Origin of the sequence: Tatumella ptyseos ATCC 33301 (genome assembly GCF_000735525.1) — a bacterium.
GTDB classification, from domain to species: Bacteria; Pseudomonadota; Gammaproteobacteria; order Enterobacterales; family Enterobacteriaceae; genus Tatumella; species Tatumella ptyseos.
In genome coordinates this window covers 18,660-41,334 of the sequence record NZ_JMPR01000054.1, presented here as the reverse complement: position 1 = coordinate 41,334, position 22,675 = coordinate 18,660, and the positions used below count along the sequence as shown (strand labels likewise).

Sequence of the window (22,675 nt, the reverse complement as noted above, 5' to 3'; positions counted from 1 at the left end):
GGGTAGTAAATGTGCGCGCTCCCCGGGGATATCCGGAGCGGAGGTCGTTTCTGATATGGGAGCATACAGAAGAAGAATAAAGGGAAGTTGATCTCTGCTTGTGATAACGATACTAATTCTCATTATTATTTACATTTATTGGTTTGTTCGTACAATAGGAAACATCTGCCGGTGTAATAAAATGTTACATGGAGCATTCTGTTTGCAGTCATCGGCGAGGGTGAAGCATTTTGATCAACAAATGGAATCGATGATAATGAGAATACTTCGCGTAAAACCGTTCGCAGTGATACTGACAACGGCCTTTTTCCCCGGAATGGCGGATGCTACCGATAAAGAAACACTGGTGGTCACTGCGACGGGTTTTGAACAAAAAATTCAGAACGCACCGGCCTCCATCTCTGTGGTTACCAGAGAACAAATCGAAGACAAAGCCTACCGCGATATTACCGATGCGCTGAAAGATGTCCCTGGCGTGGTCGTCACCGGCGGGGGGAGCAGCAGCGATATCAGTATCCGCGGAATGTCCTCTCAGTACACTCTTATCCTGGTCGATGGTCGGCGGGTGAGTACGCGGGGAACCCGGCCAAATAGTGATAATGCCGGTATTGAGCAGGGCTGGTTACCTCCTCTGGGATCTATAGAACGGATAGAAGTGATCCGCGGCCCCATGTCTTCCCTGTATGGTTCGGATGCGATGGGAGGGGTCATTAATGTGATCACCAAAAAAACCTATAACCGTGGTAACTGGCTGGGATCACTGCATTCGGAAGCCACTTTTCAGGAACATCGTCGCTCCGGAGATCTTTATCAGACGGATGCCTATGTTTCCGGCCCGTTGATTGACGGGCTGCTGGATATGAAACTCAGCGGGTTACTCTCCCGACGTCAGGAAGACAGGGTAGTCAATGGCTATAACGAGCAGCGGATGCGCAATGGTGCCGCGACGCTCACCCTGACACCTGATGACAGAAACCGTATGAGTGTGGATATTGCCAGAGAGCTTCAGGACAGAAACAGTACTCCCGGAAAATCTCAGGCAGTGGAGAGCTGTCGGGGCACCGTATGTACGCCGAACAGCCGCAGTGAAAACCGTTATGAACACACGACTTATGCGCTGACGCATCATGGATATTATGATGAGCTGAATACCAGCAGCTATCTGCAACGGGAGGAAACTAATAATCCCGGCCGCGCAATGAAATCTTATAACACTACACTGAATACTCAGGGCCAATGGCTGCTGGATGAGCATTCGATCACTTTGGGCGGACAGTATGGTTATGAAAAACTCCATGATGACGGAAACCAGTTAGAAGCGGCCGCGGGACTGAATAAACTGACACGCTGGAGCTGGGCTGTTTTTGCGGAAGATGAGTGGGCAATAACCCGGAGTTTTTCGCTGACCGGTGGAATGCGGATGGATAAAGACCAGAACTATGGAACACACTGGACCCCGCGAGGCTATGGTGTCTGGCACCTGAACGACCAGTGGACAATAAAAGGCGGTATTTCAGCGGGTTATCGCTCACCCGATCTGCGTCAGTCCTCCGCCAGTTGGGGGCAGACCACCGGAGGAGGGCGGTCAAACGGAATTATTGTCGGTAACCCTGATCTAAAACCCGAGAAGAGCCTGAGCGAAGAAATAGCGCTGCTATGGGATAACGGTCATCAATTGAATGCCGGATTAACGCTATTTAATACCGATTTTAAAAATAAAATTACCGAAGTTCGTCGGTGCAATAGTAGTGCAGACCCCGCCTGTACCATTGGCAGTACGCATTACGATTTTGTCAGTGACCGTGTCAATGTGGATAAGGCGACTCTGCGTGGTGCGGAGGCGACTCTGGGATGGAAACCCGCAGAAGGCTGGAAACTGACCGGTAACTATACGTATACAGATTCTGAGCAGAAAACCGGGCAGTTTTCCGGCAAGCCACTCAATAAAATGCCAAAACATATGGTTAATATGACACTGAACTGGCAAGCAACCCGGGATCTGTCCGTATGGAGCCGGATAAACTTCCGGAGCAGAACGTCGGAGTATCTGAGCCGCACAAGTATGGCGGAAGGAACGCCCTCTTATAGTTTTGTTGATACTGGTATTAATTACTCTGTGACTGAATCATTATCACTGCTCACGGGGATTTATAACCTGCTGGATAAAACTATCAGCTATGAAAACTATTCAGCGACTCTTGACGGACGTCGTTATTACCTGGGAGCCAATTATAATTTCTGATCTTACCGGCCACACTTGTGTGGCCGGTGTTAACGCCTTACATTTCTTAGATTTATTCTATTTCCCTCCTAAGATCATCCGAACTTTTATTTTTAATTTTCTCTTTTCAATTAATGCTTATTATTAAGAATAATTCCATATGTGGTTGAGCTGCGTGAATTATTAACGGCGGATGAAAGTTTCAGAGTGTTGACTCTGATTATAATAATCAAATGCTTTTAATTACCGCGTTAATAAATAAAACAAAAATAAACACTCCGGATAAATAAATAAACGATCTTTTAAGTGTTAATTTAAAAAATAAATGAAATAAAATACCTAAAATCTAACTGTAGCTAGTGGTTTGTGCTGTTTGTGTGTTTACTGATGGTTTTTAAGTCTGTTTTTTGTGTTTTACATGGCATTAAAAAGCAAGTACCATCGCCTCAAGCTTTGGGTGGAATTAAAAATGTATATTCTTATGTCTGGCGATAGTTATAACCAGATGGTAGGGGAGGATGGGCTATTATTTCATCCTGTAAGGGTGCTGAAATATTCCTGGCAGAGTGATTGATGATTTTTCTTATAGTAATAATAACCACTGGAATATTTTAAGAGTTAATGTGTCGAGAGTGAGCTATGAGGTCTGTTTAATTAAAGGGTCTTAAATGAACTCTTCCTCAGAACTAATCTATTATTTCCATATAAATAATATTAAATAATTACGCTGTTTAATTTCATTATGAAAAAAGAAAATATTGAGAACATGACCCGGGGATGGTTTATCGGTCCTTTTGAGCCTTCCGTATTCCGAACCAGCAATATGGAGGTTGCTGTAAAATATTATCAGGCAGGTGACCAGGAACATGCACATTATCATAAAGTTGCGACAGAGATTACTGTTATCGTTTCCGGCGCGGTCAGAATGTCAGGTCAGTATTATTACCGTGGAGATATTATCACTATTGAGGCGGGGCAGGTAACCGACTTTTATGCTGTTGAGGATACCGTGACCACGGTGGTGAAAATTCCTGGCGTCAATAATGATAAATACAGTGCAGAGGAAATGATATGATGAATATTATTATTCCCATGGCAGGTCGGGGTAGCCGTTTTTCAGTCGCCGGATATCGGGAACCCAAACCGTTAATTCGCCTCGGTGACAAGAAAATGATCGAAGTCGTGGTCAATAATCTTCGTCCGCACAGAGCGCATCGGTTTATTTTTGTTTGCCAGGAAGAACATATCTCAGAGTATAAGTTGATTCCATTACTGGAAAATATTGCACCTGGCTCCGTGATAGTCCCTATAAAGGGAATTAGCGGGGGCGCGGCTTGTACTGTATTAGCCGCAGATGCCTATATTGATAATGACCAGCCACTGATGATTGCTAACTCAGATCAGTGGGTTGATATCTGCATTGATGATTATCTGAAACAAATGGATGAGCGGCATCTCGATGGCCTGATAATGACAATGACGGCCAGTGATAGCAAGTGGTCTTATGTGCAATGTAATGAGCAAGGGTGGGTGCAGCGGGTCGTCGAAAAGCAGGTAGTCTCTGATGAAGCGACAGTGGGTATTTATAACTACCGGCGTGGCCGGGACTTCTGTCATTTTGCCCGGCAAATGGTGGGTAACAATGATCTTAGCCACGGAGAGTTTTATGTCGCACCTGTATACAACTACCTGCTGCAACATAATAGTGATTGTCGTATCGGCATTATGAATATAGGCACTGAGATGGATGGCATGTATGGACTGGGTACGCCGGAAGATCTGCAAAACTTTGCCCGGTTACCGGTAGCCAGACAGGCTATTACCTTCTGATAAGAATGCAGCAGGGTGACTTTTCCCGTGAAAATTATTCGCTACGTACATGACAGGAAACTCGGGGCGCGGCCACTAAGCCGGCCTTATACCCTGGCATCTCTGGACATGGATAACACAGAAAATCTGACAGTGATCAGTTTTTCGGACTGCCTTGACCGGCCGGCAGATGAAACCTATATCGTCAATGGTTGCTCGCGGTTTTTTATCGCGGATCTTCAAAATGTCGCACTGGTGAACGTACAGAATGATTCAGCCTTTTATGCACATATGCTTTGGGATATCACTCACCAGATGCCGGCAGGCGGTAAGCTGTATATCCGGGAGAAGATTAGGTGCGAAACACTGCTGGAACGTGGTTACTATCGTGAGGCATTTACAGAGAGCCCGGAGAGCGTATCAGGCTTTCGTGTGTATCAGAAGAACAGCCCTCTGGCAGCCTCGCGGGATAAAGGGCTCACTCAATGGAGCTTCTGCATTCCGGTTGGCCCGGAAGAGCCGACATTTATTAATGCCTGTGTCGAACGCATACTGCAGCTGGATATTGCGGAAAAGGAGATCATTCTGTGCGGTACACCGCACCCGGATTTTCGTTTTTTTGAGCAGGTAAAGATTGTGGGTCAGGATATTCCTGCACCACCAGTACATATTACCCGTAAAAAGAATCTGCTGGTGGAGTCAGCCAGGTATCCGAATCTCTGTATCCTGCATGATCGTGTTCTGCTGGCACTGAACTTTTATCAGGCGGTGCAACGTTTCGGAGATGACTATCCGATGACCGGATTTCAGTCGTTTTATTTTACCGATCAATATAACCTGGTGCCCAGGAAATACTCTGATTTCAATACGATAGAGCAGGATCTGACGAAAGAACTGTCAATCACCGCGGTGACTCAGAAAGACACATCTCTCATCAGTAAGTTGTTTTATTGTTATCAGCATCCGGCCAGAAGCCAGTTTGGCCATGATTATCTGACAGGCAGTTTGTACATCTGTAAAAAGTCAGTCTGGCAGCACTCCCCGCAGAATGAGCAGTTGTACTGGAATGATTATGAAGATATCGAACAGGGAATTCGCTGTAGTTATGAAGGGATCCCGACAATTATTAATCCCTGGTCGATCACGCAGAGTATGAATGCCCGTTCAGTGATCCATTATTACGGATATGTTGCAGTCAAAGATTACCGGGGGAACAAAAAAATGAGCCGTTGTCGCCTGGAAATGTTGCCTTTTATTCCTAAAAAGCCGTTGTTCCGTTTGTCAGATGAACAGGCGAGGAATTTTATTTATCATTTTGCGAAAAAATACGGTGCTTCACAGGAAATATTGCTCTGTATTTCTTCATCAGCGATGAACGGATTGGGCCGTTTTTTACTGATAAAAAAAGTGATCAAAGATATTAAAGTCAGACTTGAGGAAACCAGTGAATTTCTTCGTGACTTTAGTCGCTGGATTTTATGTGAGGATATGGCCCCGAATGAACTGGTGAGGGTTACCCGTGTAATGAATTCGTCCGCCAGTCCGGCGACAAAAAAGAGTATGCTGCTGGGATGCTTTATACTAAATAATCAGCTATCCCATTCCTGGTTTTTTTCGCCATTCTATAAGAATAATGATGACTGGTTTATCAAAAAGCGCAGGATGATTTGTATAAGTAATTTTATATCAGCATGTTACCTTAAATACCTTTACCGGGGAGCTTATTTTCCGATGTCGGTGATGGAGGTGGCAAGGTTACTGAACGACAGTACACCGTACCAATGTGAACGGGGACGCAATGGAACTGAAGGTAGAAGGGATCACTGAAGAGGAATATGGACTGTGGCTTAATGGATTCCCGCAATCGACTATTCCGCCGATGGATGAAGCGGAGTACCAGGTAATTCATATGGGCTTCGATCTGGAGCGGGCGAAGAACTTTTCTATCAGGCCCGATAAGCGAAGATATACGCTGTTCGTTAAGGTCAGTAATGATAAGGAATATGATACTTATCGGGAGCATCTGATTACTTTGGTAAAAATACTGATCATGGATAAATCTGCACAGTGTGAGTCTGTCACCATCTTTATTGTCTCTGCACGATATGAAGATTATAAAAATGAGTTGTGTTCGTTTTTTACGATGAGCACCAGCTATCTGAGAATTAATAATTTTGGTGAGAAGGGTGTATTATTAACTAATTTATCGATGGCATTGTTAGGCGTAAACATAACAGAATTTTTTATTAAATCGAAAAAGTGGCTAAAAGGAAAGGTAAAGGCTCTCAGGAATAGTTGATGGGATTGTTAAGTATCATTTTTCAGGGAGCGGTCATCCATAAAAACAAACTCTGTTGTGATGTGATAGAAAACATAGCTATCACGCGGCATTACTTTCCGAAAGATGAAATTATCCTGTCTACCTGGAAACTGTCCGCACAGTTACGCCAGCAATTGCAGGAGCTGCTGAAAACACTACAGGTAGTCATTATTGAAAGTGAAGACCCCGGACCGCTGGTTTACCGGGAACGGGAAACGCGCTGGGTAACCAATATTAACAGGATGATCGTCTCTTCCCGGCAGGGGATTGGTCGGGCTACCCATAGTCATGTTGTTAAATTACGGACAGATTCCAGGCTTTACAACAGGAATATCGCCTATTTTTTACAACTCTGCGAAGAGGAGGAGAAAGACCAGGTGTACCCACGGGATCAGGCTTATAGCCTGTTCCGTCAGCGGATCATTAATGGCAATCTTTTTGCCCGTAATGTCAGAGGGTATATGCCTTATCTTTTTCATCCGGGAGATATCCTGTTGGCGGGGAATAAACAGGACTTATTAGATCTTTTTGATATTCCACTTGCAGATGAATCAATATTTGAAGTGTGTTTCTGTTTTTCTATTTTTAGTCTGATGCGCTATGTTCCCGAACAGTATATCTGGGTGAAATATATAGAAAAAGTCACCGGGGTTAATGAGTTTCCCGGTAACTGTTTTACGTCGGAGCATCTTAAAAAAACATCGGAAAATTTTTATATCAATAATTTCATCCCTTACTCCAGTGAGGCTTTGGGATTCTTGTGGAACAAATACAGTGAAGTGTATAAAAATAAAGGGTTATCCAGTGTATATACCACCGCGGACTGGGTAGCGTTACAGCATCAACCGTCGAATGCAGAGGCAGGTATATCAATCCTGAGTCAAAAGGCAGACTCAGTGTGGATATTTATCCTGCGAACAATCTTATGGATTAAGTTTACCCCGCTGCATATTCCATTTATCCGGCGGCTGGCAATAAAGATGTTCAGTCGCCGGAGCTGAATGTCTACCCATCAAAGCAGAGGTATAACGGAGGGAATATGCAGATCTTGTCACACCGTGGGCTCTGGACCACAGCAGAAGAAAAAAATAGTCTGCAGGCTTTTTGTCAGTCATTCAGTGCCGGATTCGGCACTGAAACGGATGTCCGGGATTATTGCGGAGAACTGGTCATTTCTCATGATATTCCACACCAGGGATGTCTTTTACTGAGGGATTTTTTTGAATTATTTGTAAGTTATGATCCGTTACTACCCTTAGCGTTAAATATAAAAAGTGACGGTCTGGCTGAGACATTAAAAAATCTCTTACGGGAATATAATATTCATAACTATTTCTGTTTTGATATGTCGGTACCCGACATGCTGAGTTATATCTCCGCCGGAGTGAATGTGTTTGCAAGGCTCAGCGAGTTCGAGTGTGAAAATTCCTTGCTGAGTCAGGTCCAGGGGATTTGGCTGGATAATTTCATTAATGACCAGTGTGACGGGGAAAGGATACAGCGACTGATTGTCAGGGGCTTACCGGTCTGTTGTGTCTCTCCTGAACTTCATCAGCGGGACCCGGCAGAATACTGGCAGCAGCTCCGCAAGGTCGCGGGAGGATTGCCGGTAACGGACGCTCTGATGCTATGTACCGATGTACCGGATCAGGCCCGGGAGGTTTTTCGTGAACACTAACATCAAAGCGGTCATTTTTGATATGGACGGAGTGCTGATTGATGCCAGAGACTGGCATTACGAAGCGCTGAATCAGGCATTAGCCCTGTTCGGGATGGCGATAGCCCGGCATGAACACCTGTCGAAATTTGACGGCCTTCCTACACGCGACAAACTGGCTATCCTGACGGCTGAAAAAGGGTTCCCGACAGCATTGCATGGTTTCATTAATCAGCTAAAACAGAAATATACCCTGGATATCGTGTTTCGCCACTGCAAACCCGTCTTCCAGCATGAATTTGCGTTATCCGAATTACGTAAGGAAGGTTATCGCCTGGCGGTCGCCTCTAATTCTATCCGTGACAGCATAGAAATTATGCTGAGCAGAGCCAACCTGCTGGATAAACTGGAATTTTTTCTCTCTAACCAGGATGTGGTTCAGGGTAAGCCGTCACCGGAAATATATCAGAAAGCTATCTCCAGGCTTGGATTATTACCTGAGCAGTGTCTGGTGATTGAAGACAATGAAAATGGTCTTCGGGCAGCCAAAGAAAGCGGTGCCCGGGTCATGAAGGTGGAGAGCGTGAATGACGTGAATTACACCAATATCAGGCAATATATCGATAGAATTGAGGGGAAAAAAGGATGATCACCGTCATTACCTCCCTGGGAGGACAATCGCTGTACGAGATGAGTTCTGAGTTTTCTTATCCGAAGATCCTGAATGAGATAAATAATAAAACGTTATTCGAATACTCACAGGAAATTATCAGCAGCTTGCATGAGGATGTCAGACGCATTTTTCTGCTGCCTGAAGATAAAGATGATGAGTATCAGCTCTCACCAATGATCTCGGTGGCCAGCCATGGTCAGGGGGAAATACTGCATTTACAAGGTAATACGGGAGGGGCTGCCTGTAGTTGTTTACTGGCCATAGATAAAATCGATCCGGAAGACGAAATGATCATTATTTCTGCCGATCAATATATTCGTGCTGATCTTAGTGAAATCATTGATCATTTCCGATCGCAATCGGCAGATGCCGGTGTGCTGACATTTCCTTCTTTACACCCAAAATGGGCATTTATAAGAAAACAACCGGATGGCCAGGTGACGGAAGTGGCAGAAAAGAGAACCATCAGTCGTGAAGCGATAGCCGGATTTTATTACTTCAGGAAAGGGAGCTTTTTTACCCGGGCGGCACAGAATTGCATTATGAAAGGTGCAACGGTGAACGGACAATATTATTTATCGGGTTGCCTGAATGAGTTAATTTTAGAGAGCAAAAAAATCATCGGCTGGTCACTGGATGATGGAAGCTATTATAATTTTTATGATAATCATGCTATCAAGGCATTTTCTTCGTCACTTCAGGCGAATAAAAATCTGTTACCCGGCGGTTTTAGCTACTCTGATATCTTCGGGATGAAAACTATCCGACATCCTGATGCTATTTTTGATCCCGGTGTTTCTTTACACGAACACTCCCATAATTACATTGGGGTAATTGCAGTCTCTGATTATCTTATTAATTTAATCGGAAAGTCGGAGAAGTTATCTATAGAGTTACAATCTCCCATCAACGAAGGGAATAAAATTATTATTCTTTATGCATTATATTATGGGGATATTTATTCTCAATTCCTGGATGTTATTACGCTTTCTGGTCACGGTAAAATTCTCACAATTCAGCACTCATTGATTAATTAATTATTTGGTAATAATTACGTTTAATTCAGGATGTTTTTTATTTAAATAAGGATGTTTAATGAAACATGTACTCCATGCAGCCATAGTCTCTGCTTGTCTGTGCGGTGCGTTGCCTGCTAAGGGCTTTGACAAAATATATACCTTTGGTGACAGTATCAGCGATGGTGGATTTGCGGGAAATGATACCCGTTATATTTCCGGTTATGCCAGTAAGCTTTATTCAGAGATTATTTCTGAGACTTATACTGGTCAGGAGCTTCTTACTTATACTCAGGGAGGAACAAATTACGCGCAGTCAGGCTCAACCGCCAGCTATACCCCACTGCTGATCTATAAAACCGGCTGGCAAATTGATGATTATCTCGCAAGTCAGCAACAGAAGGCCGATGCTAACGGATTGTATGTTTTATGGATTGGCGGAAATGATATCTCGGTCGATGTGGAGAGTACCATACTGAGACTGAATTTCGGCGCATTGTTTAAACAAGGTGAACATTATCAGTTGTCTGATGCGCCGGCAAATGTAGTGAGTCAGGCCAAAACATTGCTTGATGCCGGGAGTGGTATGCTGGTGATACCTAATCTCCCGAATGCAGGGATGAGTCCCTGGACCGGGACGGCATTATTCGGTTTTGCACAGGCTTTTCTGGGCGGCAACCTGTTCGATTTATTCGAGCTGTATACCCTCCAGGATACTTACCTGCGTTCTTTGGGTTCTGTCCAGGGGGAAGAGGCACGTCAGTCTGCGGTCATCGATTCGTTATCGGTGGTACTGGCCAGTAAAGGGATCACCGTACCGCGGGAGCTGACGGCCAGTATTTTCCGCTGGTTCCTCAACACCGAAAATATGCTTACCGAGCAGTTTAATTATGATGTTGAGCAGGGGCTTTCCCAACTGAACGGCAATATTGTTTATGCAGATATTAATCAGTTGTTTAATGAGATTATCGAGTCTCCGAAAACCTATGGCTTCGACAATATCCTGGTCCCGATCTGTGGTATAGGCACCGGGGCACCGAGGTGTAATGAGGATACGGCGAATTTTCATAACGATCAGGTTTATCTCTTTTCTGACTGGTTCCATCCAAGCCCGGTGGCCCATGAAGTTCTGGCCCGGTACATGATGTCGATTATTGATGCCCCTTTGCTGGTCAGCAGCCTGCAACAGGGCGTTCTGAATGTTCAGTCAGACAGACACCTGTATATGGATGGACAACTGCAGACCCTCCGTTCATTAGACGGCCGGGAAAAAGTGACAGTCTTTGGCGGATACAGTGGTAAGTATGCCAGAGTTCGTGACAATATTTCCTCGTTCAACGGGCATGGTCTTGCCAGCAATGCGCTGCTGGGTTTCGCCATACAACCAGTGGAAGGCGTCCTGGTGGGGGGAACGTACAGTACCGGCTATAACCGTTATCAGTCAGCATCCCTGTTCAAATATAGCTATAGCAGTTCCATTATGGGGATATTCAGCCAGCTTAAAATGGCTAACGGACTCTGGGGAAATGTGGATTTCAGCAGCGGCAGCGTCAATTTCCAAAATATTACGAGACAGATCCAGTTGGGGAGTGCGCTGAGAAACGAAAAAGGTAACAGTCGCGGACGGTTCAGCGGTGTTGCGGTAAAAGCCGGCTATGATTTACAGCTTAATCGTTATCTGACTACGGGGCCGGTGCTGGGCTTTAGCTATGACCGTGCGCGTATCAATGGCTATCATGAACAAGCAGACAGCAGTACCTCAATGCGTTTTGGCGGACAGAATGTTAACCGCCGTCAGTTTACCGGTGGATGGCGTATTGAAGCGAACGGATTGCGGGTTAATCCTTACCTTGAACTTGCGTATCGGCATGAAAACATTTCGGCGACATCCGGGATTACCGCAGCACTGAAGAGTACCGGGACGTCGTTCCGCCGTGATGATGCAGGAAAAAAGACCTCTCAATGGCTGGAAGCCAGACTGGGGATGAATTCTGCACTGTCTGAAAATCTCGGGGTGCATGCAGTCATTAATCTCAATAGCGGTAGTGGAGGAAATACCAGCATTAACTATGCCACGGGCCTGAATTACTCATTCTAGTGATCACCGGAGCAGGCAGGCTGGACAGAACATCTGGTCAGTCTGCCCCGGTAGCTCATCTGAAACTATCCGCTATCCTGGTCTGAGAACCGACAGAGGTCAGTCATGCCCGGCAAAAGTCATAACACACAGATAGAAATGATCCAGATATATCGTGCTATAGCGGCGCTGGCTGTGATTATTTATCATTACAGCTGGTTTGCTTTCCCGCTGGGACAGACATTTTTACGCAGGGGATATCTGGGGGTAGATATTTTCTTTATGGTCAGCGGATTTCTGGCATGGACAACAACACGCCATTTACCCGCAGGCTGGCGCAGCAGTACGACATATCTGCTGCGGCGGGGGTTTCGGATTATTCCAGCCTATGCATTTATCACATTAGGATATGCCGTATTTTTTTATTACTATTCTCCGCAACCGGAGCTGGGATTAAATACACTGAAGTCACTGTTGTTCATCCCCTTAAATGGCGGAGGATCTCCGTCCTATGGTTTTCCGTTGCTTGATAATGGCTGGACGCTGAATTACGAGTTTTTTTTTATCTGCTGGTTACGCTGAGCCTATTGTTACCCCGCTACCGGTATGGCGTTCTGGTGATTATATTAATCGCTTGTATTATGCTATTGCCACGGGGGAACATACTGTCCCTTCAGCAGAAGGATCCCCGGTTTTACTGGCAGTATCTCTGTATGATCAGCGATACGATTAATATGGATTTTCTTGCAGGGATTATCACTGCGATGCTCTACCAGAAAATGTCCGTACGTGCAGGCATTCAGCATTGGTTAATGATGCTGGCATCGGTGATTTATTTCATTGCTGCCGTCGGCTGGTTATATAAACCGTTCGGGGAACTCGGAAATAATCATACCAGTGTAATGACCTTGCCGTGTCTGCTGGTTTTTTTATCCGGGCTGAAACTCAGTAAAGTGAGAAGAATAAATTATTCCGGCTGTTTACTTTTTATAGGTGAAATATCCTATTCACTTTATCTGTTGCATATGGCTGTTATTTTTACGGTGATTGAATTATTTACGTGGTTCTTCGGGAACGACTATTTTGAGGTTTTTTCTCATCGTTTTAATTTGCTCTGCATAAGTTTCGGGATCACTCTTCTTTTATCCTGCGGGTATTATTCTCTGATTGAAGTCAGGTTTTCCCGCTGGCTGAGAATTAATTTTTTCAAATTTATTGGTTTATAAAATATTAAACTAACTCATTATCTTCACGGAGTTTTTATGAATAGTGAAAGGAAATCACGCAGCAATAAAAAGACCGAAATCCTGAAGGCTCTGGAAGAGTTATGCCTGGAAAATGGTTCGTCATCCGGGGGCAGCGGGGCGCTACCGGAGCTGCAGCACTGGCCGAAAACCCGGCAAATTTCAGACCGTTGTGATACCAGTATTTATGTGACCCGTGCCATCCTGTTACAGCTGGTGGATGAGGGAAAAGTTCTGAAGTCTCCGGAGCTCTATTTTAACTCTTTACGCTGGTATATCCGTAAGCGCTGACAATAGCCGGTATCCGTTGATTTATCTGAAAGCAGCAGTCCCCCGGAACCGGGACTGCTGAAAATGATTAAGGACAGGCCATTGCGGTATAGCATTACTCTCTGGTGAACAGACGACGTTTGACGTTCATTAAGAATTCACGGTACGACATACCGCTGGCAGAAACAACAATACGCTGGGCAATCAGCAGGCCTGCCGCCATATAGAGAAAGGCGAATAACCAGTCAGTAAAGGCCGGATCTCTATGGGTCACAAGGTAGTGCAGCGTAGAGAGGGATACCGGCATCAGGACAAAAATGGCCGTCACCAGGCCCGGAGAGTAATACCGGGTGGGTGACATCCGGATAGCCAGCAGATGGGCGATGACTTCCAGTAAACCCAGCAGCATCGGAGCAATTGCCAGGAATAAAACTCCCGGAAAGAAGAACGGGATAAAGACGATAAAGATGACATAACAGGAGGTGATAATCTGCCCGAAATGCAGGTCGTCCCCTTTAAAATTTAGCTGACTGGCAATCATTTCGGTGAATCCCCCCGGGAAGCGGCCTTCTTCCCACAAATGTAAGGTGATCCCGAAAATAAACAGGCCTGACATTCGTTGTGTTACAGGCATGAGCTGCCAGTGAGTCAGTGTGTAGATCAGTATGGCAATGGCCGCCAGACTGAATAACGCCAGATTATGCTTAATTATAAATTGCTTCATTTATTTTCTCCGTTATTCAGCATGGATAATGACCTGTTACACGGTTGACGGCAACCCATGCCGTTCTGAGATCCCGCAGACCCAATACCAGGGATTGCCGGGCATTGATCAAACTGTATTCGCTATTAAGAACGTTATGGTCAGCCCGCCTTCATAGGGCGACTGAAGCAGCGACTATTCTTCTTGTGCATTATGGCGCAGTCAGTGTTTGTTGTACTGCTACCTAACAGACAAGTATATCGTTAATTTCCTTCCATACCGGCAGAAGAAAACTGATTACTTTCTCTCGTTTAGCTGATAAAAAAGTTTGCTATAAGGAGCCGTCTGCTGCAGAAGACAGTCGACATTCCGGGCAAGGTATCTGTGTTGTTCAGTGACAGACCGGCACAGACAATGTCATGCCTATTCGCATCAATAGCCAGAGACAGTTTTCGCCATATATGACGGCCCTGTTTGCCGTATTGTTTGACTTTGCACTCACCTTCATCAGGGAAAATGGGATCCATAATGCCCTGTACTGCGCTCAGAGTGGGAACGGAATACACGTTTAATCCCCGGTCCGTGTAGCTGAATGATGTATGGTGGGATCCCCCGACACAGAAAACATTCAATTCATTCAGGAATGCGAGTTCTTACCTGAAATTCATCGTTTCCCATAATACCACCCGTCTGCACATTTGCACCATTTAAGTGATTGTCGGTAAATAAACTTTTTCTTATTGATTACAGAGGTAGGAGTATATCCATCTGATATTAGTGAATAAATTTATTTTTATATTTTTGGCATGCCAAATGCATGTCAATTACTGAAGATAAAAATTACGGACAATACTGGGGCAAAGAAATAATGAGTCATTCACAGGTATCCGGATCACGACATCCTCTGGAAATAAATCAGCTAAGCCATCATTTTGTACTGGATAACGGAGAAGAGTTACGTCTGTTTCAGTTTCTTAATTTTGAGGTCAGGGCCGGAGAAATTGTGGCCATCGTGGGCCGGAGTGGTGCCGGGAAAAGCACATTATTTAACCTTATCTCCGGGTTGCTAAAACCCAGTTCCGGCAGTGTGGTACTCGGTCCCGCTAAAAATGGTGCTACCGGTCGGATTGCCTACATGCTGCAAAAAGATCTGTTATTACCCTGGCGGACAATTCTGGACAATGCCTTACTTGGCATTGAATTGTATAGGAAAATTACACCTGAAGATCGCGATAGGGCAATTGATATGCTGGCCCGTTATGGGCTCTCCTCGGTAGAAAACGCCTATCCATCTTCACTCTCCGGAGGGATGAAACAGAGGGTTGCACTGACCCGTACACTGCTATGTGACCCGACGGTGATCCTGCTCGACGAACCTTTTTCGGCACTGGATTATGAAACCCGTCTGATGCTTGAAGATGATGTCATGAACCTGACTAAAAGCGGGGAGACCAGTGTGATTCTGGTGACCCATGATATTGATGAGGCCATTGCTATGAGTGACAGGGTGGTACTGCTGGGAGGTCGACCTGCAAAAATTGTGATGGAACAAAAAATCGATCTCACGACCCAGGGACCGAGGACTGCCGTCTCTGCCCGGGGAGCTTCGGAATTTCATGATTATCACACGAAGATCTGGGATGGATTAAGAATGAATAATGTGGCTCACGGCAAATAGGAAAGATTTCAATGATACAAAATACAGATAAGCGCAGAGCAACCGTTATTGTCTTTCTTATTCTTTTTATCCTGGTGTGTTTATGGGGACTGGCTTCACAGCAAAACTGGATTAACGGACAGTTATTAGGTTCTCCTTACGGTATTTATCATTCGGCGATGCTTGGTCTGACTCAGGGACAACTGGTTTACGATACCTGGATCACGTTCTATGAAACGATTATGGGGCTGGTGATAGGGAGCGGGCTGGGGATTATCCTCGGACTTGGGCTCTGGTTCTATCCGAAGTTGTCCCAGGTTGGGGAGCAATTTTCTGTCATTCTTAACAGTATCCCTAAAATAGCTTTGGGGCCGATGATTATCATCTGGTTTGGGTCTGATACCACGTCGAAAATCTGGTTATCTGCAATTTCCTCATTTGCAGTTGCCATGATCTCCGCCTGTGCGGTGGCCAGAGAAATCGACAGTGATTTAATGAACTTATTCCGTTCCTTCAAAGCGTCGAATATACAGATTTTCAGAAAACTGATTATCCCGTCATCGATACCGTGGATATTTTCTATTATTCGCATCAATGTGGGGTTTTCGCTGATTGGAGCGGTAGTCGGGGAATATATTTCCTCAAATAACGGGTTGGGACACGAAATTTTTGTTGCCGGTTCTTTGTTTGATCTTAATACCGTCTGGCTTGGCGTCATTGTTCTGACAGTCATGGCATCGTTAGTCACCTGGTGTATTCAATATATTGAGAAGAGGGTAGTTAAATGGAAAGCATGAAGATGAAATCTGTTCGTAAACTGGCTGCTGCCGCTGTGCTGGTGGGAACATCTGCATTTGCCTCTGTGGCTCAGGCTAACCAGCCCGCCGTAATTTATGAAGCTTTCCACTCGATTCAGTACCTGCCGTTATATGTGGGGATTGATCAGGGCATTTTCGCCAGACACGGTGTCGATGTAAAACTGATGACTGCCGGCAGTGGTGCTCAGGCGGTGGCAGCAGTAATAGGTGGTCATGGTGATTTTTCCCTGCAGGACCCGATGACTGCAGTACTGGCTCATATTAAAGGTGCGCCAGTCACAAATATCGGGCTGGTTGTATCAGGAGTACCGGTGTGGATCATCGCTCCGCCTTCAGCCAATCTGACGTCGGAAGCCGATCTTAAAAGGAAAACCGTCTCGACAGCAATGCCACCGAGTACCACAACCTATCTGCTCCAGCAGCTAATTAAAGATAAAGGAATTCAGGATGTACACCTAAGCACGGTTCAGTTGGGGACGGAACTGTCACCGCTAGGTGTGGGGCGGGCACAGGCTGCGACCGTTTATGAACCACAGGCCGATCAGGGAATTGCCAGCGGTTATAAAATTATCTATTCGTTTAATGACAAATATCACGGGGAATTTGCCTTCTCTGCAATTGATACACTGGAGTCAACGCTGAAAAATAAACCTGAGATGGTGAAAAACTTTATCGCAGGTCTGGCAGATGCGGAAAAAGTTATCCATAACTCGCCGGACATCGCCCGTAAAGTGGCGATTAAAGAGTTCCCGACCCTGGATGCCAAGGTGGTGACCAATGCGGTTGACCGACTGTCGGAAAATAATATCTATGCAGTTGATCCCTATATTTCTGAAGGTGCATTTAATAATGCCATCAACGTTCAGCAGTACATCGGTAATATTAAACCCGGACAGGTGACCTATTCGGACGTTGTGCATAATGTTTACAAAAAATGATCCCTCAGGCCCGGGCATTGATAGAAAACGCCATGGAAACACCATTACGCTGTCTCAGGCAACCATAACAGCACATCAGCGTAATCCTGAGTTAAAGGCGTTTGTGTATCTTCCGGAGAATTATCCCGGGACTCAGGAAGGATTACCGCTTTCTGGCATACCCGTTGCCGTGAAAGACCTGATTGATACTCACGATATGCCTACGGCCTACGGCTGCCCGCTATTTCAGGGGCAGTATCCGGCGCAGGATGCGAATATTGTCAGGCAACTGAAGGCGGCAGGTGCGACTATTTTTGGTAAAACGGCAACGACTGAATTCGCCTGGCGCCACCCGGCGGCCACCGTCAATCCCTGGAATGTTCGGCACACCCCGGGGGGCTCTTCCAGCGGTTCAGCGGCAGCAGTAGCTGCCGGTATTGTTAATATAGCTATCGGAACCCAGACGGTAGGGTCGGTTATTCGCCCTGCGGCATATTGCGGGGTGGTGGGATTTAAACCCACCTATGGGCAGATCCCGATGGAAGGGGTTCAGCCTCTGTCCGGTTCACTGGATCACATTGGATTTATTACCTCTGATTGTCATTATGCCAGTCTTTGTCAGCAGGTAATTATTGAGCATCAGACCCGGATTACACCATTAACTGACCTGAAGCCGCGTCGGGTCAGTCTCTATTTTCCTGAACAATGGCAAGCTGCCGATGAAGAACTGAAGGCCCTGTTTTTGACACTGGTCAACTGGCTGGCGGCGCAGGGTGTTGAATGCTCCCCCCTGGAGGCGTCAAATCAGGCCCCGGATTGGCTGGCGGCACTCGATGTCATTCTGGCATTTGAAGCCAGTCAGGAATTATCCGTGAAAATTGGTCCCGGGGTATCAGCGGCAGGAGATGCTACCGTCGCACTTATTCAGCAGGGGCGTGATATTTCAGAACAAGAATATCAGGCAGCTTTAGCTTTTATGCAGCAATGTCGTCGGCAGCGAGATTATTACTTCGCCGACAGTGATCTGATTTTATCACTAGCGGCACCATCGGTGGCACCGGCGGGGCTGCTATCCACCGGCGATGCATCCTTTTGTGCCCCCTGGTCATTTCTTGGATTACCTGCGCTGACATTACCTGCCGGAATTTCGGGACGGCGATTACCGATAGGATTGCAGTTAATCGGCCATTCATTTAAAGAGAGCGAGCTGATATCAATTGCCTGCTGGTTTGAATCACGTTTGCCACGGATTAAAGTACCACTGAAGAGTGGGGGAGAGTGACAATGCTTAGGGTCGATCAGCAACAGTTACTGACGATGATCAGTAATAAACTTCAACGCGCCGGGCTTACAAGTCCTCATGCCGGAGCCGTCGCAGAGTCTCTGGTACATGCTGACAAGCGCGGAGTTCACTCCCATGGTGCTCTGCGTACAGAATATTATGTGGAGCGACTCTGTAAAGGTGGTATTAATACCGCCCCAAAGTTTACCATCACCCATGATTTACCCTCAGTCATCACCTTTGATGGTGATAATGGTGCCGGGCATTTTGTAGCCCGGGAGGCAATGACCAGGGGAATTGAAATCGCTCAGCAACAAGGTATTTGCGCGGTAGGCATTCGTCGTATCAGCCACAGCGGTGCACTGTCATTCTTCGTCGAACAGGCGGCGAAAGCGGGAATGGTGGCGTTATCACTCTGTCAGTCTGACCCGATGGTCGTTCCTTACGGCGGGGCAGAACCTTATTACGGGACAAATCCGATAGCCTTCGCCGCCCCGGGAGAAGGGGATGATTACATGATGCTGGATATGGCGACCAGTGTTCAGGCATGGGGAAAAATTCTTGATGCGCGGCTAAGACATCAGCCTATACCCGATGACTGGGCGGTTGATTGCAAGGGGAATCCTACCACCGATCCTACGGCAGTGGCTGGCTTGAACGCTATCTCCGGGCCGAAAGGCTACGGGTTAATGATGATGGTAGATGTACTGGCTGGAATGTTGCTGGGACTTCCGTTTGGCAAACATGTCTCTTCTATGTACCAGAAGATGTCCGAAGGACGAAATCTTGGTCAGTTACATCTGATTTTTGATCCGTCAGCTTTTACTGACAGTAATATTTTCCGCGCTAATGTGTCGCGTTCGATGGCAGAACTGAAAGCGAGTAAACCGGCACAGGGCGTTGAGCGGGTTCTCTATCCCGGTGAAGACTGCGTGCTACGAGAGAAGCTGGCCGCCAGACAGGGAATTGCGATTAACGAAGATGTCTGGCAATACCTGAACAGTGACCATTTACATGCTGACCGCTATGAAACCGGGAATCCTTTTAATGGAGCTGAATAGAGCGGGGTAGGAGGAGTATGGCAGAATAAGGCAGTACATCTGCCTGTTCGGTGACTCAGATAAATCGCCGGTTATTATTGCCAGCGATTTATTTAATACGGCAGTGTTATCCGGCGATCCCTGCGTACTGTAGTATCACCTGCAATAAGACGTTAGCTCCGGCAGTGACATGCTCCGGGGCCGCATACTCCGCTTCGTTATGACTGATACCGTCTTTGCAGGGGATAAAGATCATCCCGGTAGGAACCAGGTAACTCATATAGACTGCGTCATGTCCGGCACCGGACACAATCTCCCGTTGCGGATAATTTAGCGTTACAGCAGCCTTCGAAATCGCAGCCTGGCAATCACTATCAAACGAAGCTGCAGGGTAATGGCTGACTTCTGTCAGCTCGATCTGTAAGCCACTTTGTTCACTGAGAGTAGCAATGTATTCCCTTAGTGCCGAATCCATGTCCGTTACCAGCGCATCACTGGTATTGCGTATATCGATAGAAAATGTCACTTCGCCCGGAACCACATTGCGGCTATTAGGATAGACTTGAACACTACCAACGGTACCCCGCCCCTCAGGGGTTTGTCCGGCAATAGTGATCACCTGCTGCATGATTTGTGTCGCCGTTTGTAACGCATCTTTGCGCAGAGACATCGGTGTCGGACCGGCATGAGATTCCTGACCGGTCACTTTACAGTCATACCAGCGGATACCGAGCACGCCCTGTACCACACCAATCACTTTTTCTTCGTCTTCGAGGATAGGGCCTTGCTCGATATGCGCTTCAAAATACGCGCCTACCGGATGATCCCCCGGCGTTTCTGTGCCGATATAACCGATCTTCTCCAGTTCACTGCCAACACTTTTCCCCTCACTGTCGCAGACCGCATAAATATCTTCGAGCGGGAAGACGCCCGCAAACACTCCTGACCCCATCATGACAGGAACAAACCGGGAGCCTTCTTCATTGGTCCAAAAGACGACTTCAAGTGGAGCTTCTGTCACGATGTCCAGATCATTCAGCGTTCGAATGACTTCCAGTGCGGCCAGTACACCATAATTACCATCATATTTACCTCCGGTGGGCTGGGTATCAATATGACTACCTGACATTATCGGTGGCAGAGACGGATTACGTCCTTCCCTGCGCATAAAAACATTACCAATTTTATCGATAGTAACGGTTAACCCAGCCTCGGTTGCCCATTTAATCACCAGGTCCCGCCCCAGACGGTCAAGGTCGGTCAATGCTAACCGGCAGCAGCCTCCTTTCGCCGTCGCACCGATTTTCGCCAGTTGCATTAACGATCCCCATAATCGTTCACCATTGATCCGTAAACATGTGGGATCGGATACGGACTTAACCAGTACTTCGGTAGTCATTATTTTTCTCCTGAAGAAAGTGTTACTGCCATCTCAATTAATCGTTGGTCACTGCCTCGTGGCCCAAGAAAGGAAATACCAAGCGGACTCCCGTTTACTTGTGTCATGGGCACGGTAACCTGTGGTGCGCCGGTCATGACGGCGATGATCAATAAATCCTGCGACAACTTGCGGGTTGCTTCAATCTGCTCTGTACTGGCAGTGAGTAATGGTGCGATTTCAGGGACTGTCGGCAGTACCAGAATGCGACCGGCCAGCTGCTGTTCCCACCACGATGTAAACTGTTGGCGCAGACTAACCGCTGTATGGTAATCACTCTCCGTTACCCCACGTCCAAATTCAAAGCGTGCTGCCACATCCGGCCCGAGAGACAGACCATAGCGTTCAATTGTCCTGCCCTGTGCCTGCCAGGCTTCATAACCCTGAATGACCCGAAATGCCTGAAACAGTTCTTCAGACTGTGGAGTGAGCTCTTGCAGCGGCGTAATCTCTCCCCATAAATGCCGGATGTGATGTACTACCGGAGTCAGTGCCTGCTGACTTTCGGTCGGCAGACGGCTGAAGAGATGAGGGTCAGATACCAGTCGTATCTCTGCCGGCAGTATGCGGTCCTCACCCAGCAGACATTTCGCTGCTGCGGCAAAATGCTCCGCGGTTGATGCAAAAAAACCACAGGTATCCATAGAAGGGGCCAGTGACTGGCAGCCCTGTAAGCTGATCCGCCCATGGGTAGGGCGGAGGCCAAACAGACCGCAATAGCTTGCCGGAGTACGTACTGACCCCCCGGTATCAGTACCCAGGGCGATATCGCACAGACCATTGGAGACAGCGGAAGCGGAGCCGGAAGAAGAACCACCGGGGATCCGGTCAGGGGCTGCCCCGTTACGGGGAGTACCGTAGTGAATATTATGGCCACTCATCGAAAAGGCCAGTTCGTTGGTATGTGTTTTCCCGACAAAACGGGCACCGGCATCCAGCAGTTGCTGAACGGCAGGTGCGGTGTTTTTTTTCACCCCTGAGAGGGCCAGAATATGCGGATTTCCGCCCCCGGTGGGATACCCGGCAACATCAAATAAATCTTTTACAGCAAAGGTCAATCCATTTAACGGACCATGATTGGCATGTTTAACCTCGCGAAACGGATAGGGCATAAATGATCGTGATGCTTCCCGCATTATTCTCTCCTGGCAGGCTTTCGCCACAGTCTATCTGCTGTGGCCGGGCAATCTGCTGGCTGATACTGATAACGATAGTGTTAACAAGCAAATGCCATACCACCCTGGCAGCATGCCGTGGATATTTAGTTTTAATCTCAATAGATCAGTCAATTAGGGTATTTCAGGAAAGAGGTTTTATCAGGATGACGTTTATGGCAACGCAGGGGGGTGCACTGTACTGGTGAGCAGAACGGAAGATAACCTGTGCAGCCAGCAGAGGTTTTCCTCCACCCGGAAATCGGTAAAAGTGACAGGGGTATCACCAGGGATGCTAATAAAATCTCCATCCCTTATACAAAAGCAGAGTTGCTAACATCTTGTCGGGTCAGCGATGTTTTAGAGGAGACAGGCGGAC

At 46.7% G+C, this 22,675-nt stretch carries 21 protein-coding genes; 18 read left to right on the top strand and 3 right to left on the bottom strand.

The window, feature by feature from the left end; translation table 11 throughout:
* The first annotated feature begins 256 nt into the window (after positions 1 to 256).
* The 13 genes from GTPT_RS16170 (at position 257) to GTPT_RS16110 (ending at position 13,308) form a co-directional block, all read left to right on the top strand.
* Positions 257 to 2,242, top strand: coding sequence for a ligand-gated channel protein (locus tag GTPT_RS16170; protein WP_029989998.1), 1,986 nt, complete (start codon positions 257 to 259; stop codon positions 2,240 to 2,242).
* 721 nt (positions 2,243 to 2,963) lie between these two features.
* A complete protein-coding gene (locus GTPT_RS16165; protein WP_029991518.1) occupies positions 2,964 to 3,296 on the top strand; it encodes a hypothetical protein in 333 nt (110 codons plus the stop codon).
* Positions 3,293 to 4,051 (top strand): glycosyltransferase family 2 protein, encoded by a 759-nt coding sequence (locus tag GTPT_RS16160; protein ID WP_025902790.1) that lies wholly within the window; start codon positions 3,293 to 3,295, stop codon positions 4,049 to 4,051. Before GTPT_RS16165 ends, GTPT_RS16160 begins: the two co-directional genes overlap by 4 nt.
* A gap of 27 nt (positions 4,052 to 4,078) precedes the next feature.
* Positions 4,079 to 5,857 carry a hypothetical protein gene (locus tag GTPT_RS16155; RefSeq protein ID WP_025902789.1) on the top strand — a complete coding sequence of 593 codons (1,779 nt, stop codon included), beginning with the start codon at positions 4,079 to 4,081 and terminating at the stop codon, positions 5,855 to 5,857.
* Positions 5,829 to 6,329, top strand: a complete 501-nt coding sequence (locus tag GTPT_RS16150; protein WP_025902788.1) for a hypothetical protein — start codon at positions 5,829 to 5,831, stop codon at positions 6,327 to 6,329. The genes GTPT_RS16155 and GTPT_RS16150 overlap by 29 nt, the downstream gene beginning before the upstream one ends.
* Positions 6,329 to 7,351 carry a WavE lipopolysaccharide synthesis family protein gene (locus GTPT_RS16145; RefSeq protein ID WP_025902787.1) on the top strand — a complete coding sequence of 341 codons (1,023 nt, stop codon included), beginning with the start codon at positions 6,329 to 6,331 and terminating at the stop codon, positions 7,349 to 7,351. Before GTPT_RS16150 ends, GTPT_RS16145 begins: the two co-directional genes overlap by 1 nt.
* Before the next feature lie 38 nt (positions 7,352 to 7,389).
* On the top strand, positions 7,390 to 8,028 hold the full coding sequence (locus GTPT_RS16140) for a PI-PLC domain-containing protein (RefSeq protein WP_029991515.1): 639 nt from the start codon (positions 7,390 to 7,392) through the stop codon (positions 8,026 to 8,028).
* The gene (locus tag GTPT_RS16135) at positions 8,018 to 8,656 is read left to right on the top strand and encodes an HAD family hydrolase (protein WP_025902785.1); all 639 of its coding nucleotides are present in this window, start codon (positions 8,018 to 8,020) and stop codon (positions 8,654 to 8,656) included. The genes GTPT_RS16140 and GTPT_RS16135 overlap by 11 nt, the downstream gene beginning before the upstream one ends.
* Positions 8,653 to 9,717, top strand: coding sequence for a sugar phosphate nucleotidyltransferase (locus GTPT_RS16130; protein WP_025902784.1), 1,065 nt, complete (start codon positions 8,653 to 8,655; stop codon positions 9,715 to 9,717). Before GTPT_RS16135 ends, GTPT_RS16130 begins: the two co-directional genes overlap by 4 nt.
* A gap of 58 nt (positions 9,718 to 9,775) precedes the next feature.
* The gene (locus GTPT_RS16125; RefSeq protein ID WP_025902783.1) at positions 9,776 to 11,794 is read left to right on the top strand and encodes an autotransporter domain-containing protein; all 2,019 of its coding nucleotides are present in this window, start codon (positions 9,776 to 9,778) and stop codon (positions 11,792 to 11,794) included.
* 105 nt (positions 11,795 to 11,899) lie between these two features.
* A complete protein-coding gene (locus GTPT_RS16120; protein ID WP_025902782.1) occupies positions 11,900 to 12,355 on the top strand; it encodes an acyltransferase family protein in 456 nt (151 codons plus the stop codon).
* 35 nt (positions 12,356 to 12,390) lie between these two features.
* Positions 12,391 to 12,999, top strand: a complete 609-nt coding sequence (locus tag GTPT_RS16115; RefSeq protein ID WP_145959562.1) for an acyltransferase family protein — start codon at positions 12,391 to 12,393, stop codon at positions 12,997 to 12,999.
* Between the two features lie 36 nt (positions 13,000 to 13,035).
* Positions 13,036 to 13,308, top strand: coding sequence for a hypothetical protein (locus GTPT_RS16110; protein ID WP_025902780.1), 273 nt, complete (start codon positions 13,036 to 13,038; stop codon positions 13,306 to 13,308).
* A gap of 94 nt (positions 13,309 to 13,402) precedes the next feature.
* On the opposite strand, the gene GTPT_RS16105 is transcribed toward GTPT_RS16110, so the two are convergent.
* Positions 13,403 to 14,011: an HXXEE domain-containing protein gene (locus GTPT_RS16105; protein WP_029991512.1), complete on the bottom strand. Its 609-nt coding sequence runs from the start codon at positions 14,009 to 14,011 to the stop codon at positions 13,403 to 13,405.
* Positions 14,012 to 14,807: 796 nt separating this feature from the next.
* On the opposite strand from GTPT_RS16105, the gene GTPT_RS16095 reads away from it, so the two are divergent.
* The 5 genes from GTPT_RS16095 to allD are packed head-to-tail and all read left to right on the top strand — an operon-like array spanning position 14,808 to position 19,725.
* Positions 14,808 to 15,668, top strand: a complete 861-nt coding sequence (locus GTPT_RS16095) for an ABC transporter ATP-binding protein (protein WP_211255098.1) — start codon at positions 14,808 to 14,810, stop codon at positions 15,666 to 15,668.
* 11 nt (positions 15,669 to 15,679) lie between these two features.
* Positions 15,680 to 16,444, top strand: a complete 765-nt coding sequence (locus tag GTPT_RS16090; protein ID WP_051170926.1) for an ABC transporter permease — start codon at positions 15,680 to 15,682, stop codon at positions 16,442 to 16,444.
* The gene (locus GTPT_RS16085) at positions 16,441 to 17,403 is read left to right on the top strand and encodes an ABC transporter substrate-binding protein (protein WP_111678729.1); all 963 of its coding nucleotides are present in this window, start codon (positions 16,441 to 16,443) and stop codon (positions 17,401 to 17,403) included. Before GTPT_RS16090 ends, GTPT_RS16085 begins: the two co-directional genes overlap by 4 nt.
* Complete coding sequence (locus tag GTPT_RS16080; RefSeq protein ID WP_051170924.1) at positions 17,387 to 18,664, top strand: amidase; 1,278 nt, start codon at positions 17,387 to 17,389, stop codon at positions 18,662 to 18,664. The genes GTPT_RS16085 and GTPT_RS16080 overlap by 17 nt, the downstream gene beginning before the upstream one ends.
* 2 nt (positions 18,665 to 18,666) lie before the next feature.
* Positions 18,667 to 19,725 (top strand): ureidoglycolate dehydrogenase, encoded by a 1,059-nt coding sequence (gene allD / locus GTPT_RS16075; protein WP_029991503.1) that lies wholly within the window; start codon positions 18,667 to 18,669, stop codon positions 19,723 to 19,725.
* A 106-nt stretch (positions 19,726 to 19,831) separates the two neighbouring features.
* Here allD and GTPT_RS16070 read toward each other — a convergent pair whose 3' ends face one another.
* Both GTPT_RS16070 and GTPT_RS16065 read right to left on the bottom strand, forming a co-directional pair.
* Complete coding sequence (locus GTPT_RS16070; RefSeq protein ID WP_029991501.1) at positions 19,832 to 21,103, bottom strand: Zn-dependent hydrolase; 1,272 nt, start codon at positions 21,101 to 21,103, stop codon at positions 19,832 to 19,834.
* On the bottom strand, positions 21,103 to 22,278 hold the full coding sequence (locus GTPT_RS16065; protein WP_029991499.1) for an amidase: 1,176 nt from the start codon (positions 22,276 to 22,278) through the stop codon (positions 21,103 to 21,105). The genes GTPT_RS16070 and GTPT_RS16065 overlap by 1 nt, the downstream gene beginning before the upstream one ends.
* Between the last annotated feature and the right edge of the window lie 397 nt (positions 22,279 to 22,675).